Annotated in this window: 14 protein-coding genes; 7 read left to right on the top strand and 7 right to left on the bottom strand. The window is 54.9% G+C overall.

Annotation, left to right across the window (positions count from 1 at the left end; translation table 11 throughout):
• Window positions 1–117 precede the first annotated feature (117 nt).
• The 3 genes from DEO48_RS00305 (at window position 118) to pdeR (ending at window position 5,442) form a co-directional block, all read left to right on the top strand.
• Window positions 118–1,104, top strand: a complete 987-nt coding sequence (locus tag DEO48_RS00305; RefSeq protein WP_109843964.1) for a CMD domain-containing protein — start codon at window positions 118–120, stop codon at window positions 1,102–1,104.
• A gap of 88 nt (window positions 1,105–1,192) precedes the next feature.
• Window positions 1,193–3,127 carry an exoribonuclease II gene (locus DEO48_RS00300; RefSeq protein WP_109843963.1) on the top strand — a complete coding sequence of 645 codons (1,935 nt, stop codon included), beginning with the start codon at window positions 1,193–1,195 and terminating at the stop codon, window positions 3,125–3,127.
• A 323-nt stretch (window positions 3,128–3,450) separates the two neighbouring features.
• Entirely contained in the window at window positions 3,451–5,442 is a 1,992-nt protein-coding gene (gene pdeR, locus DEO48_RS00295) for a cyclic di-GMP phosphodiesterase (RefSeq protein WP_029740520.1), read from the top strand.
• Here pdeR and DEO48_RS00290 read toward each other — a convergent pair.
• Window positions 5,439–6,308, bottom strand: coding sequence for a crotonase/enoyl-CoA hydratase family protein (locus DEO48_RS00290; protein WP_058841294.1), 870 nt, complete (start codon window positions 6,306–6,308; stop codon window positions 5,439–5,441). The genes pdeR and DEO48_RS00290 overlap by 4 nt on opposite strands.
• A 193-nt stretch (window positions 6,309–6,501) precedes the next feature.
• Here DEO48_RS00290 and DEO48_RS00285 point away from each other — a divergent pair, with 193 nt between their 5' ends.
• The 3 genes from DEO48_RS00285 to osmB all read left to right on the top strand — a co-directional run bounded on the left by DEO48_RS00285 (window position 6,502) and on the right by osmB (window position 7,962).
• Window positions 6,502–6,684 carry a hypothetical protein gene (locus DEO48_RS00285; protein ID WP_029740522.1) on the top strand — a complete coding sequence of 61 codons (183 nt, stop codon included), beginning with the start codon at window positions 6,502–6,504 and terminating at the stop codon, window positions 6,682–6,684.
• 43 nt (window positions 6,685–6,727) lie between these two features.
• Window positions 6,728–7,480 carry a DNA-binding transcriptional regulator YciT gene (locus DEO48_RS00280; protein ID WP_023312063.1) on the top strand — a complete coding sequence of 251 codons (753 nt, stop codon included), beginning with the start codon at window positions 6,728–6,730 and terminating at the stop codon, window positions 7,478–7,480.
• Window positions 7,481–7,743: 263 nt separating this feature from the next.
• Window positions 7,744–7,962 carry an osmotically-inducible lipoprotein OsmB gene (osmB, locus tag DEO48_RS00275; protein ID WP_008501216.1) on the top strand — a complete coding sequence of 73 codons (219 nt, stop codon included), beginning with the start codon at window positions 7,744–7,746 and terminating at the stop codon, window positions 7,960–7,962.
• Window positions 7,963–8,067: 105 nt separating this feature from the next.
• On the opposite strand, the gene yciH is transcribed toward osmB, so the two are convergent.
• The 5 genes from yciH to pgpB all read right to left on the bottom strand — a co-directional run bounded on the left by yciH (window position 8,068) and on the right by pgpB (window position 11,717).
• Entirely contained in the window at window positions 8,068–8,394 is a 327-nt protein-coding gene (gene yciH / locus DEO48_RS00270) for a stress response translation initiation inhibitor YciH (protein ID WP_023312064.1), read from the bottom strand.
• Entirely contained in the window at window positions 8,394–9,131 is a 738-nt protein-coding gene (pyrF, locus tag DEO48_RS00265) for an orotidine-5'-phosphate decarboxylase (protein WP_023312065.1), read from the bottom strand. The genes yciH and pyrF overlap by 1 nt, the downstream gene beginning before the upstream one ends.
• 185 nt (window positions 9,132–9,316) lie before the next feature.
• Entirely contained in the window at window positions 9,317–10,486 is a 1,170-nt protein-coding gene (lapB, locus tag DEO48_RS00260) for a lipopolysaccharide assembly protein LapB (RefSeq protein ID WP_023312066.1), read from the bottom strand.
• Window positions 10,487–10,492: 6 nt separating this feature from the next.
• The gene (locus DEO48_RS00255; RefSeq protein WP_023312067.1) at window positions 10,493–10,801 is read right to left on the bottom strand and encodes a LapA family protein; all 309 of its coding nucleotides are present in this window, start codon (window positions 10,799–10,801) and stop codon (window positions 10,493–10,495) included.
• A 148-nt stretch (window positions 10,802–10,949) separates the two neighbouring features.
• Window positions 10,950–11,717: a phosphatidylglycerophosphatase B gene (pgpB, locus tag DEO48_RS00245; protein WP_109844028.1), complete on the bottom strand. Its 768-nt coding sequence runs from the start codon at window positions 11,715–11,717 to the stop codon at window positions 10,950–10,952.
• Between the two features lie 197 nt (window positions 11,718–11,914).
• Between pgpB and ribA the strand changes: the two genes are divergently transcribed.
• Window positions 11,915–12,505, top strand: a complete 591-nt coding sequence (ribA, locus tag DEO48_RS00240) for a GTP cyclohydrolase II (RefSeq protein WP_008501210.1) — start codon at window positions 11,915–11,917, stop codon at window positions 12,503–12,505.
• A gap of 37 nt (window positions 12,506–12,542) precedes the next feature.
• Here ribA and acnA read toward each other — a convergent pair whose 3' ends face one another.
• Entirely contained in the window at window positions 12,543–15,218 is a 2,676-nt protein-coding gene (acnA, locus tag DEO48_RS00235) for an aconitate hydratase AcnA (RefSeq protein ID WP_048979148.1), read from the bottom strand.
• Window positions 15,219–15,234 lie beyond the last annotated feature (16 nt).

The following is a 15,234-nucleotide window of genomic DNA, read 5'->3' as shown; positions in this document are numbered from 1 at the left end:
CCCCCGCACCGCCCCTTCGTTATTCCGTTCTGCTATTTGTTATCACCTAACAATATTTTTCCCTTTATCTGCCTTACGCCAGGATATTGATCGCCATTTTGAGATCAAGGAACGCACATGGAACAACGCCGTTTTTCCGGCAAAGGCCACTGGTATCACGAGACCCAGTCGAACCACGCGCAGACAGATGTTCTGCCTCTGGTGCCCGAAGCCGCTAACGTTGACGATCGTTTTTTGCTCGATTTAGCCCTGCCTGATGAGATTGTCGCCGCCTGTTCTGGCTGGCTTACCCCTGCCAGAGCCTTGTGCCACCAGCTGTTTCCGCTCTCAATTCCCGTGAACCGCCTGCATACGCTCAGCGCCTACGATCGGCTCAGCACCGCGCTAACGGTCGCACAGGCCTGTGGCGTTCAGCGGCTCTGTAATCATTACGCCGCCCTCCTCGCCCCGCTTCCCGGCCCGGACTCCTCGCGTGAAAGCAACCGACGTCTGGCGCAAATTACACAGTATGCCCGCCAGCTCGCCAGCTCCCCTGATGTCATCGATGATAAAGCGCAGAACCAGCTTGATGAGGTTGGCCTGTCAATATATGACATTGTGGTGATTAACCAGATTATCGGGTTTATCGGTTTTCAGGCGCGCGTGGTCGCGGTTTTTCAGGCGCTGCTGGGACACCCCGTTCGCTGGTTGCCAGGCCATCATATTCAGCCGCACACGCTCCCCGCGCGCCACGCCGCCTGGGTGCCCCTGTTGCCCGTCGTCGAACTGCGCTATGCGAGTGCACATCAGCTTGAGTCGCTGTCTCGCTGGCAGGCAGAATCCGCACTGGAGGCGCTGACGCCGGTCCTTTGCCACGAGCCGTCGCTGCTCGACCTGACCGGAGAGATCCTGTTAAACACCCGCGAAGCGATCCCGCTGACGTCCCCCGCACTTTCGGCGGCGGTCGAACTGCTGACGCGCTCTCCGGACCGCTTCAGCGCCGCGCAGTTTACCCCTCTCACGGATCAAGGACTCCCCGGCGAACATGCCATCATGCTGCTTACCCGGAGCGCGTTTGATGGCTGGCTCAATCGTTTGAAAGTCGCGTTTGGTAAAGAGGAATAACCATACTAATTACCCAAAGAGCGCTTGCTGAGACAGTGAGAATCGCGTAAAACTGTCAGCCGCTCAATGGCTACGAAAATAGAACATTATGTTTCAGGACAACCCGCTGCTAGCGCAGCTTAAACAGCAACTGCATTCCCAGACGCCGCGTGCAGAAGGGGTCGTAAAAGCCACGGAAAAAGGCTTTGGCTTCCTTGAGGTTGACGCGCAGAAAAGCTACTTCATTCCGCCTCCGCAGATGAAGAAAGTGATGCATGGCGATCGCGTCATGGCCGTCATTCATACCGAGAAGGACCGCGAGTCTGCCGAGCCGGAAGAACTGATCGAACCGTTCCTGACCCGTTTTGTGGGTAAGGTGCAGAGAAAAGACGATCGTCTTGCTATCGTGCCGGATCATCCCCTGCTGAAAGATGCCATTCCCTGCCGCGCCGCCCGTGGCGTTGAGCATGATTTTAAAGAAGGTGACTGGGCCGTAGCAGAAATGCGTCGTCATCCCCTGAAAGGCGATCGCGGTTTTTATGCTGAGCTGACCCAGTTCATCACCTTTGGCGCCGACCATTTCGTGCCATGGTGGGTCACGCTGGCACGCCATAATCTTGAAAAAGAAGCGCCGAACGGCGTAGCGACCGAGATGCAGGACGAAGGTCTGACGCGCCGCGATCTCACCGCACTGGAGTTTGTCACCATCGACAGCGCCAGCACGGAAGATATGGATGACGCGCTGTACGCTGAAGAAGGCGCCGATGGCAAACTCCATCTGACCGTCGCCATTGCCGATCCAACCGCCTGGATTGCCGAAGGCAGCAAGCTGGATGACGCCGCGAAAATCCGTGCGTTCACTAACTACCTGCCGGGCTTCAACATTCCGATGCTGCCGCGCGAATTGTCAGACGATCTCTGCTCGCTGCGTCCAAATGAAGTGCGCCCGGTCCTTGCCTGCCGCATGACTATCGCCGCAGATGGCGCGATTGAAGACGATATCGAGTTCTTTGCCGCCACCATCGAATCGAAAGCCAAGCTGGCCTACGATAACGTCTCCGACTGGCTTGAAAATACCGGTAGCTGGAAACCTGAATCAGACGCCATTGCCGCGCAAATCCGTCTGCTGCATCGCATCTGCCTCAACCGCGGCGAGTGGCGTAAAACCCATGCGCTGGTGTTCAAAGACCGCCCGGACTATCGCTTTGTTCTGGGCGAGAAAGGCGAAGTGCTGGACATCGTGGCCGAACCGCGACGCATTGCGAACCGCATCGTTGAAGAGGCGATGATTTCCGCCAACATCTGCGCCGCACGCGTGCTGCGCGACAAGCTGGGCTTTGGCATTTACAACGTCCACACCGGTTTTGATCCGGCGAATACCGAAGCGCTGGCGGCCCTGCTGAAGACTCACGATGTGCACGTTGATCCGGAAGAAGTGCTGACGCTGCCGGGCTTCTGCAAGCTTCGCCGCGAACTGGACGCGCAGCCGTCGGGTTTCCTGGACAGCCGCATTCGTCGCTTCCAGTCCTTCGCTGAAATCAGCACCGAACCTGGCCCGCACTTTGGTCTTGGCCTCGAAGCTTACGCCACCTGGACATCGCCGATCCGTAAGTATGGCGATATGGTCAACCACCGTCTGCTGAAAGCGATTATCAAAGGTGAAACCATTGCCCGTCCTCAGGAGGACACCACGCTGCAGATGGCCGATCGTCGCCGCCTGAACCGCATGGCGGAACGTGACGTTGGAGACTGGCTGTACGCACGCTTCCTGCAGGATAAAGCCGGTACGGATACCCGTTTCGCCGCAGAGATCATTGATATCAGCCGCGGAGGTATGCGCGTCCGCCTGGTCGATAACGGTGCTGTCGCGTTTATTCCTGCGCCGTTCCTGCACGCGGTTCGTGACGAAATGGTCTGTAGCCAGGAAAACGGTACCGTGCAAATTAAAGGTGAAACAGTTTACAAAGTCACCGACGTGATTGACGTCACTATCGCCGAAGTTCGCATGGAAACCCGCAGTATTATCGCGCGCCCTATCGCCTGATAACCGGTTCAATTGTCGGCTATTTCCTTTCCGGAAGGGCCGACAATTTTTCTTTTTATCCCCGCCACAAAATCATTATTTTTCCTTACTATTTTCAGTATCCCTTCGCCCAAAACCGCCATAATTATCTACAGTAAAAGAGTGTTGTTATATTCGGTTACGTGAATTTCTATACGCTCAGTATCCTTTTTCACCTGGCTCGTTTTATTATAAGAAAGCAGGGAAAAACAATAGGTTCACTTCGGTTTTGCCGCTGTTTCTCAACGGAAAAGTCGACAGCAAATGAATAATTTGTGCGCTAATGAACAGCTGCGGGAGAAAACATGATGGACGATCTGGAGCAGAATTTGCTGTTTCGCTACATGGGGACTCACAGCCCGTGGTGGCGCCTGTCAGCTGACAGCAACGCTCTGCACCTTTCCACCAGCGAAAATGCCGATGTCACTCAGGTCGTGGCGCTGGACGATGAACAGGCCGATCTCATCCGTCATTTAACCGTTATAACCTCCAGCATTTCCATGTCGCTCTCCCTGTACGGGGAAGATGTCCCGGTTCATCTTGTGGGCCGTAAAATTACCCGCAACGAGTGGGCAGGCACCGCTTCCGCCTGGAATGATACGCCCTCCGTGGCGCGCGATCTGGCTCAGGGGCTCTCTTTTGCGGAACAGGTTGTCTCCGAGGCCAACTCCGTCATTGTTATCCTCGATCAGCACGGCAATATTCAGCGTTTTAACCGGCTTAGCGAAGAGTACACCGGCCTGAAAGAGCAAGAAGTCATTGGTCAGAACGTATTTAAGCTGTTTATGAGCCGCAGCGAAGCGGCAGCCTCAAAGCGCAATATTACCGGTTTTTTTCGCAACGGCAGCTCCTACGAAGTCGAACGCTGGATCAAAACGCGTAAAGGGCAGCGGCTGTTTCTGTTCAGAAACAAATTCGTGCACAGCGGCAGCGGTAAAAATGAAATTTTCCTCATCTGTTCCGGGACAGATATTACCGAGGAGCGCCGCGCTCAGGAGCGGCTGCGCGTGCTGGCCAATACCGATACCATCACCGGCCTGCCAAACCGCAATGCGATCCACGATCTGATTTCTGACGCCATCGACAACCGCGGCGACACGCAGGTGGGCGTGGTGTATCTCGATCTGGATAACTTTAAAAAGGTCAACGACGCTTACGGGCATATGTTTGGCGATCAGCTGTTGCAGGCTGTCGCCCTCGCCATTTTGAGCTGTCTGGATGAAGAACAGGTGCTGGCGCGTCTTGGCGGCGATGAGTTTATCGTCATGGCCACCAATACCTCTCAGGGCTCTCTGGAGGCGATGGCGTCGCGCATTTTAACCCGTCTGCGCCAGCCGTTCCGAATCGGTCTGATTGAGATTTATACCGGCTGCTCTCTGGGTATCGCCCTCGCCCCACAGCACGGGAACGACCGGGAAAGCGTTATTCGCAACGCCGATACTGCCATGTACACCGCCAAAGAGAACGGCCGGGGCAAGTTCTGCGTCTTCTCACCCGAGATGAACCAGCGCGTGTTTGAGTATCTCTGGCTAGATACCAACCTGCGCAAGGCCCTGGATAACGATCAGCTTCTGATCCACTATCAGCCGAAAATAACCTGGCGCGGAGAAGTCAGAAGCCTTGAAGCGCTGGTCCGCTGGCAATCACCAGAACGCGGCCTGATCCCGCCGCTGGAGTTTATCTCTTATGCCGAGGAGTCGGGGTTGATTGTGCCGCTGGGCCGCTGGGTGATGCTCGATGTGGTTCGCCAGGTGGCAAAATGGCGCGATAAGGGAATAAACCTGCGCGTGGCGGTGAACGTCTCTGCTCGCCAGCTGGCCGACCAGACCATCTTCAGCGACTTAAAGCAGGCGCTGAAGGATCTGAATTTTGAATACTGCCCGGTCGACGTCGAGTTGACCGAAAGCTGTCTTATCGAAAATGAAGAGCTGGCGCTGTCCGTGATCCAGCAGTTCAGCCGACTCGGGGCGCAAATTCATCTGGATGATTTTGGTACCGGCTATTCTTCCCTTTCTCAGCTGGCCCGCTTCCCTATCGACGCCATTAAGCTCGATCAATCTTTCGTCAGGGATATTCATAAGCAGTCTATTTCCCAGTCACTGGTGCGCGCTATCGTCGCGGTGGCGCAGGCGTTAAATCTGCAGGTGATTGCCGAGGGTGTGGAAAATGCAAAAGAAGACGCCTTTCTGACCAAGAACGGCGTCAACGAACGGCAGGGTTTTCTGTTTGCTAAGCCGATGCCCGCTGCCGCATTCGAGCGATGGCTAAAACGATATCAAGCGCGAAATCAACGTTAACTGGCTTTACGCAGGCCCGCCGCGTGATGGCGGTTTTGCAGCGTGACCAGACGCTCCATGTAGGCAATATCTTTCGGCTCCAGGCAGAAAGCGGCATCAACCCAATCTTCCGTGATGTCCATCAGTTCACTGCGAGGCAATTGCAGAACGCGCGTACGGGCGCGCAGCATCGCCCTGACGCCATTCAGTTTTGGCCGCAGCGTATCGATGAAGGTTCGGGTGGAGACATAGCTTTGTCCGGGTTCAAACAGGACATCCACCAGCCCATGCTGTTCGTACCATTCAGCCGTATGGGATTCCCCTTTGTAGATAAGCTCTTCCGCCAGCTTCATGCCTGAACGGCGTGCAACCAGGGAATATCCTCCCATACCGGGAAACAGGTTGAAGGCAATCTCCGGGAAACCTAAACGGGCATCGCGCTGAGCCAGGACGAAATGGTGCGCCAGAGCGGCCTCAAACCCGCCCCCTAACGCACTGCCTTCGACCATTGCCAGAGTGATGGCTCCCGTATCAAACCCCCGCGAGGCCGCATGGACGCAATCAACGCAGGCGCGAGCGTACGCCCGTAACGCTTCCCGACGTCCGTTCTGAATGCACTCGACGAAGAACTGTAAATCACCGCCCGTATTGTACATCTCGGGAACCAGCGATCCGGTTACCCAAAAATCAACCGCAAACCCGGACTGGCGAACCAGCCATGAAAAGTTCATGATCTCCTCTATTAACGCATGGTTAAAGCAAGGACGTGGCTGAGCCCGCAGCATCATCCAGACCGTGTGACGCTCCGCCTCGTAATACCCTGACAGCTGCGTGAACCGTTCAGTATCGGTAAACAGTGTGCAGGTAGGCTGATTGATAACTGTCATAGTCTAATTCCTCTTATAAAAAAGCGCCTTGCGCGCAGTTTTAGACTAATCCACTCATTAAGCCTGCTGCATGAGGGGGAATAAATTTATCACTTACGTTTATGTAATTTAGTTATTGCATTTTTTCCCTTCTCTTTTGATCCTATTTTCTGCATCATTGAAAATATTAACTTTTCGCGCCTGGGGTGAGATTATGTCGACTATTGACGCACAAGCTGTAGCACAACGAATTGATACCGTGCTGGATATCCTGGTGGCGGGCGATTATCACTCTGCTATCCGTAATCTCGAGATCCTGAAGTCTGAACTTCTTGCTCAGAATGGTGCCGACAATGCGCCAGAAAACGGACAGCCAAAAGCGCCGTGGGAAGTTTAATCCCATCGTCTCCGACCTCGTTTCGCTTTATTAAATGGATGCTATGAATTCCCGACAACAACTCATTTTGCAGATGGTCATCGATCAGGGACGCGTAAGCGTAGTCGATCTCGCTAAAACCACTGGCGTTTCTGAAGTCACCATCCGTCAGGATCTTAATCTGCTGGAAAAACAGAGCTACCTGCGTCGCGCGCACGGATATGCTGTCCCGCTGGACAGTGATGACGTTGAGACGCGCATGATGAATAACTACGCGCTCAAACGTGAACTGGCGGAATTTGCCGCGTCTCTGGTGAACAACGGCGAGACCGTCTTTATTGAAAACGGCAGCAGTAATGCCCTGCTGGCGCGCACGCTTGCCGATCAAAAAGACGTTACCATCATCACCGTCAGCAGCTATATCGCGCATTTGCTCAAAGAGACGCGCTGCGAGGTGATCCTGCTGGGCGGTATTTACCAGAAAAAAAGTGAAAGCATGGTTGGCCCGCTGACCCGACAGTATGTTCAGCAGGTTCATTTCAGCAAGGCCTTTATCGGGATTGACGGCTGGCAGCCTGAGACAGGTTTTACCGGCCGGGATATGATGCGCTCTGACGTCGTGAATGCCGTGCTGGAAAAAGAGTGTGAAGCCATTGTATTGACCGACAGCTCTAAATTTGGCGCCGTTCACCCTTATACGATGGGCCCGGTTTCACGCTTTAGCCGCGTGATTACCGATGAACGGTTGAGCGACGCGCACCGTAATAAACTGGAAGATGACGGGCTGATCGTCAATATTATTAAAACGACCGCCTGAGTTCCCTCCGCGCCCGAATTTCGGGCGCATACGCCCTTCTTTCTCTGAGATGATTCCTGGTACTTCTTTAAGAGTTTTTACCTGTTTAACCTGCATTAAAGTCGTAAAATTAATGTTAGCGATATAACAGGAAGTGACTATCACCTGCGTGATTACGTAACGCCTGCGCGACCAGCTTTCACGGAGAACAGAATTAAGTATTCGATTCGTCTATACTTAACGTGTACATCTTTCCGTGAATCGATAATTCAGGAGAAAGTATTATGACCTTAACCAGCAAAAAATTAGCCGCCGCTGTTCTGGCAATCACTGTAGCAATGTCCCTGAGCGCGTGCTCTAACTGGTCTAAACGTGACCGTAACACCGCTATTGGTGCCGGTGCCGGTGCTCTCGGTGGTGCAGTATTAACGGATGGTAGTACGCTGGGTACATTAGGTGGCGCTGCTGTCGGTGGTATTATCGGTCACCAGGTTGGCAAATAATTATTATCTAAGCCTTCCCCGGTATTGCGATATTTGAACGTATTTCAGGTCTGACATACGCACGTATATAACACGAGCCACGGCATTTGCCGTGGCTCATTTATTTTAACCGCCTGCCAGTTTGACTTTCATCCCTTTGGCTTCCAGCAGAGATTTTATTAAATCGCGCTTATCTCCCTGGATTTCAATAATGCCGTCTTTCACGGCGCCGCCGCAGCCACATTTCTTTTTCAACTCGGCCGCCAGCTTTGCCAGTTCAGCATCATCCAGGTCAATGCCGGAGATAAGGCAAACCCCTTTCCCTTTTCGTCCACTGGTCTGGCGCTGGATCCGAACGATGCCGTCCCCCTTAGGACGTTCCACTTTCGCTTTCGGCTCGTCTATACGCCCGCTGTCGGTTGAATAGACCAGACGGCTGTTGGAATCGGTCATTAGGCCCCCTTTTTCAGCGATGCGTTAATAGCCTTAAGCGTCTCTGCCGGGTTGGCAGACTGCGTTACCGGACGCCCGATGACCATGTAGTCAACGCCAGCAGCCAGCGCCTGCTCAGGCGTCATAATGCGGCGCTGATCGCCCACTTCGCTGCCTGCAGGACGAATACCCGGCGTAACCAGTTTAAAATCCTGGCCCAGCGCTGATTTGAAACGTACCGCTTCCTGCGCGGAGCAGACGACGCCATCCAGGCCGCAATGCTGCGTCAGACGCGCGAGACGTTCGGCATGCTCGGCGGGTGACAACGTCACGCCCAGGTCGCGCAGATCGTTTTCGTCCATACTTGTCAGAACGGTGACCGCAATCAGCAACGGTGAATCTTTACCGAACGGCAGGAGCGCCTCACGGGCGGCCGTCATCATTCTTGCCCCACCCGATGCATGGACGTTGACCATCCATACGCCCAGCTCTGCGGCTGCGGCAACGGCGTGCGCCGTGGTATTCGGGATATCATGGAATTTCAGGTCGAGGAAAACGTCAAAGCCGCGCTGCTGCAGATCGCGAACGATTTGCGGTCCAAACAGCGTGAACATCTCTTTGCCAACTTTCAGACGGCAGTCGCGAGGGTCGATGCCGTCGACAAACGCCAGTGCAGCGTCACGCTTATTGTAATCAAGCGCAACAACAACAGGAGAATCCGTAATTACGCGGGAAGTGGAGGATGTAACAGACGTCATGACCAGCCCTTTTCGTCTATGGGCGCGCAGCGGCGCGGAACAGATAAACGGCCAGCATTCTACCTGCCGACGCCGCAAATTGACAGGATCCATTTACGCGCCTGCCTGGCCGGCAAACCGCACGGAGTTCAGGACAGGGGAAAAACCATTAGTATGTTGTAACTAAAATACGGCCTTTTAAAAAATTATTGCCCGTCCAGGCCGCGGATTGGCTTGATGGTGGACCAGGCGCGGCAGGAAGGACAGTGCCAGTAGAGCGTATACGCGGTAAAACCACACTTCTGGCAACGATAACGCGGCTTGCTGCGCACCTGTTCGCCAACCATGTCGCGCAGCACCATCAGGCTCTCTTTGGCGCGCCCTTCTTCAGCGTCGTTCAGGTGGTAATCCATCAGCTTATGGAACACCCGCATGGTCGGATGGCGCTGTAGCTGACGCGTAATATAAACCTGCGCGGTGTCGCTTCCCTCATACTGCTCAACGACGTCTGAAAGCATCAGTTCAGCGGTGGCACCGGTATTTTCTTCCACGCAGCGACGCAGGAAAGCTACCCACTCTTCCTGCTTGTCGAGCTGTTGATAGCAGGTTTGCAGCATTTCCAGCGTTTCACTGACCAGCTCTTTGTCCTGGTCGATAACCCGCAGCAGGCTTTCAACGGCTTTGGCGTAGTCGCCACTCGCCATAAAGACGCGCCCCATCATGATGGAGATTCGCGCGCTGTTGCGGTCCGCGGCGGCGCCTTTCTTCAGCAGCGCCATGGCTTTATCCATGTCGTCGTTGCCCATCTGCTGAAGCGCAAGCTCACAGTAGAAATGGGCGATCTCAACGCGCTGCTTATCTTTACCCAGCTTCACCAGACGTTCAGCGGTATCAATGGCTTTCTGCCAGTCGCTGGTGGCCTGATAAATCTGCAGGAGCTGCTGCAGCGCGCCGATGCGGAAATCTGTTTCGTCCACCAGCTGCGCGAACATATCTTCTGCGCGATCGTACAACCCTGCGGCCATGTAATCCCGCCCCAGCTGTTGTACCGCAAGGAGACGTTGATCGTAGGTCAGCGAGGCGCTTTCCATCAGGGTCTGGTGAATACGAATGGCGCGATCGACCTCGCCGCGCGAGCGGAACAGGTTGCCCAGGGTGAGATGCGCTTCAACCGTCCCCGTATCCTCTTTCAGCATATCGAGGAACAGGTCTACCGCTTTGTCCTGCTGATTGCTCAGAAGGAAGTTCACCCCCGCAACGTAGTCGCGGGAGAGCCGGTTGGCCTCATCCTGTTTTGTTTGTTGCGCACTTCTGCGGCCCATATACCAGCCATAGGCTGCGGCTACAGGCAAAAGCAGAAACAACAACTCCAGCATAGTCGATTATTCCTTCACGACCGGCACACCAGAGCTTTCCGGAATGTCAGACGCAGGGGCAATGTTATTTTCGAGTCGCTTAATTTTACGTTCAGCGCGCGCAAGAGAGACACGGACTTTAAGCCAGAACAGACCGCAAACCAGCCAGCCAATGGCAAAACCGGCAGCGAATAATACCGCCAGCAGGCTCGAGACGCGATACTCACCCTGAGCCAGCAGATAGTTAAACGTCACCTGCTGATCGTTTTGTGCACCCAACGTGACTGAAATGACAAAAATCGCCAATACCAGTAAGAAAATGAGTAAATATTTCACATTACTTCCCGTTATGTGGTTCAAGCGAATAAAGTGTGTTCAATTCACCGCAATCAGCTTTATAAACTACCATTTTAGCGACGAGCGCGAAACGGAAAAAGTGACGCGCAGGTCATGGATCTATGGGCAAAATGCGGAATATCAACCGTCAGGCGTCCGTCTGGTCCCTTTCGGCTATTTCTTCTTTCTCTTCTGCCGGTGGCGTTAGCGGGCCGCAGAATCGTTCAGTGAGCCAGGTCGCCATCATAATCAGCAGCCATGAGATGAGCGTGGCGACGACCAGGTCGCGCGGCCAGTGCATCCCCAGCAGCAGGCGGCTGCCCATGACTCCCGTCGCCCAGACCAGTAAAATCACGATAGTGATCGTTCGGCGCCTTGGCCAAAGCAGCCCAACCCCCAGTAACGCCCAGCTGGCCGCAAACATGGTGTGACCGGAAGGAAACGCGAACCCGGTCTCTTTTTGCCAGTGTTTACGCAAGAATTTCGGGATATCCTGCTGTTCCGAAAGCTGTTCTTTCACCAGCGCGCCACGATCTTTTCGCTTTAAATTGTAGAACTCATCCACCGGAACATGATGCGTTTTTTCCAGCCAGACGACAAAAGGACGCGGTTCCTGAACGCGATCTTTAACCCAGGACTTCACGCCCTGACCGACAAGGATAGCGCCCCCAAGGATCGCAAAGAGCATCAGCGCCGCGCGCAAACGAAAGCGCAGGCACCACAGAAACCAGACGCAGAGGAGTACGTGGGTAATTATCCCCCACGGCTGGGTGACCGTTTCCGTTATCCAGTATAACGTTTTCAGCCACGCGGCATTATGCCCGGGCTGCCACATCCAGCCTGAAAGCCATACGGCCAAAGGCATAATCAGTAAAATGGCCGCACCTGCTGCCGTACGTCTGGCGATTGAAAGCATGTCTTCTCCTTTTTCGCTAAGCGTCACAATCATAACTGAAATTAATCATCCTGGTGGATATGTCGGATCGTGCGTTTAACGTTCATATAGCATGGTGCCCATTAGGCGAACCTGCTGAGCTTGTGGCAAAATGAACTGATACAGAAAGCAAAACAGGGCAAAGGCACGAAACGTGTCAGCCTACTCTGGAGAATCACATGCAGCTTAAACGTGTGGCAGAAGCCAAACTGCCAACCCCATGGGGCGATTTCCTGATGGTGGGTTTTGAAGAACTGGCAACCGGACAGGATCATGTCGCGCTGGTTTATGGTGACATTTCAGGGCAGACGCCGGTTCTGTCCCGCGTCCATTCAGAGTGTCTTACCGGCGACGCGCTGTTCAGCCTGCGCTGTGATTGTGGTTTCCAGCTGGAAGCCGCCCTATCTCATATTGCAGAAGAAGGCCGCGGTGTGCTGCTTTATCACCGTCAGGAAGGTCGTAATATTGGTCTGCTGAATAAAATCCGCGCCTACGCGCTTCAGGACCAGGGCTACGATACGGTTGAAGCAAACCATCAGCTTGGCTTTGCCGCTGACGAACGCGACTTCACCTTATGCGCCGATATGTTCAAGCTGCTGGGCGTGGACGAAGTTCGCCTGCTGACCAATAACCCGAAAAAAGTGGAGATCCTGACCGAAGCGGGGATCAACATCGTCGAGCGCGTACCGCTGATTGTCGGCCGTAACCCGAAGAACGCCCACTACCTGGATACCAAAGCCGCCAAAATGGGCCATCTGCTGAAAGAGTGATGCTAAAAAGCCCGGCACGGGTGCCGGGCTCGTTTCATCAATCCAGCATCTTACGAATCACATAATGTAAAATGCCGTCGTTCTGGTAATAGGTCAGCTCGGTTGCCGTATCAATACGGCACCGGCAGTCCAGCACCTCGATTTTCCCGTCTGCCCGCGTTAACTTCACCGGCACCGTTTTTCCCGGCTGCAGGTTTTGCAGACCGCTAATCTCAATCTGCTCTTCCCCGGTCAGTCCCAGCGTTTTACGCGTCACGCCCTGCGGAAACTCGAGCGGTAGGATCCCCATACCAATCAGATTCGAGCGGTGAATACGTTCGAACGATTCGGCGATGACCACGCGAACGCCAAGCAGACGCGGACCTTTCGCCGCCCAGTCGCGGCTGGAGCCGGAACCGTACTCTTTCCCGGCGATCACCGCCAGCGGCGTACCTTCCTGTTGATATTTGACCGCCGCATCATAAATCGAAACCACTTCCGTCCCCGGCAGATGGCGCGTCATGCCCCCTTCCACGCCCGGTACCATTTCGTTACGAATGCGTATGTTGGCAAAGGTCCCGCGCATCATGACCTCGTGGTTGCCGCGACGCGAGCCGTAGGAGTTAAAATCGCGGCGTTCGACGCCCCGGCTCTGCAGATAACGACCTGCCGGGCTATCGGCTTTGATACTCCCCGCCGGGGAGATATGGTCGGTTGTGACGGAATCCCCCAGCATCGCCAGTATGCGCGCGCCGTGGATATCCTTAAGCGGTGCCGGCTCGGCCAGCATCTCGTCAAAGAACGGCGACAGACGAATATAGGTCGAGTCATCCTGCCAGTCGTAGGTATCTGAGCCCACGACGTTGATGGTTTTCCATTCCGGCGTGCCTTCAAAGACCTCCGCATACTCTTTGCGGAACATCTCGGTTGAGACCTTTTCAACGGCCAGCGCGATTTCACGCGAAGATGGCCAGATATCTTTCAGGTAGACAGGATCATTCTTGCGATCGTGCCCAATCGGATCGGTCGCCAGGTTGATATTCATGTTCCCTGCAAGGGCATAAGCGACCACCAGCGGCGGCGAGGCAAGCCAGTTGGTTTTCACCAGCGGATGAATACGCCCTTCAAAGTTTCGGTTACCGGACAGGACCGCGCCTACCGTCAGGTCACCCTGCTTGATCGCCGTTTCAATCGGTTCAGGCAGTGGACCGGAGTTACCAATGCAGGTCGTACAGCCGTAGCCCACGAGGTTAAAGCCCAGCTCGTCAAGGTACGGCGTCAGTTTGGCCTGCGCCAGATAATCCGATACCACTTTGGAACCCGGTGCCAGCGAGGCCTTGACCCATGGCTGAGGTTTTAGCCCAAGCTCTACCGCCTTTTTAGCCAGCAGACCGGCCGCCATTAAGACGCTAGGGTTCGAGGTGTTAGTGCAGGAAGTAATGGCCGCAATAACAACCGCGCCATCCGGGAGCTGATACTGATGTCCGTTCAGAACATAGTCGACTGGACGGTGATCTTTCTGCGCCACGTTCACTTCCAGCGCATTGCTGGCGGCAAAGGCTTTTGGCACGTCACTCAGCGCGACCCGATCCTGTGGACGTTTCGGCCCGGCGAGGCTCGCCTCGACGCTTCCCATATCGAGTTCAAGCGTGCTGGTGAAGACCGGTTCATCGCCCGGGTTTCGCCACATGCCCTGCGCTTTGGTATAGGCCTCCACCAGCGCGACCTGCTCTTCGCTGCGCCCGCTAAGGCGCATGTATTCCAGCGTGACGTCATCGATGGGGAAAAAGCCGCAGGTTGCACCGTATTCCGGCGCCATATTGGCAATGGTGGCACGGTCGGCAAGCGGCAGCGAATCCAGACCATCACCGTAGAATTCTACAAACTTGCCCACCACACCATGCTTACGCAGCATCTGGGTGACGGTGAGCACCAGATCGGTGGCGGTAATGCCTTCAGACAGCTTGCCGGTGAGCTTGAAGCCCACCACGTCAGGGATAAGCATGGACACCGGCTGGCCGAGCATGGCCGCTTCCGCTTCGATACCCCCGACGCCCCAGCCCAGCACGCCCAGACCGTTGATCATGGTGGTATGGGAGTCCGTGCCCACAAGCGTGTCCGGATAAGCGACCCACTCTTTATCCTGCAATTCACTCCAGACGGCTTTACCCAGATATTCAAGGTTCACCTGGTGACAAATACCGGTACCCGGCGGGACCACGCTAAACCGGCTGAACGCCTGCTGCCCCCACTTAAGAAACACGTAGCGCTCGTGGTTGCGTTCCATCTCCAGACGCACGTTCTCGCCAAAGGCGTCGTCATCACCAAAGCGGTCAACGGTTACGGAGTGGTCAATCACGAGGTCAACGGGGGAAAGCGGATTCACTTTTGCCGTATCTCCGCCGAGACGCTTAACGGCCTCGCGCATCGCGGCTAAATCAACGACGGCCGGGACACCGGTAAAGTCCTGCATCAGCACCCTGGCCGGGCGGTAGGCGATTTCTCTGTCGGCATGGGCATTTTCCAGCCACCCTGCCAGCGCCTGGATATCATCGAGGGTGACAGAGTCACCGTCCTGCCAGCGCAACAGATTTTCCAGTAAAACTTTCAATGACTTGGGTAAACGCGAAATGTCCCCAAGCGTTCTGGCAGCCAGCGGCAGGCTGTAGTAATGCCAGGTTTTATTTTCTGCCTGTAACGTGTCCTTACTGGCTTCGCGTAGGGTTAACGACATAAGCTCCTCCTTAATC

The sequence above is a fragment of the Enterobacter sp. CGMCC 5087 genome (assembly GCF_003144775.1).
GTDB lineage: Bacteria > Pseudomonadota > Gammaproteobacteria > Enterobacterales > Enterobacteriaceae > Enterobacter > Enterobacter cloacae_M.
This window is presented reverse-complemented; position numbering and strand designations above follow the sequence as displayed.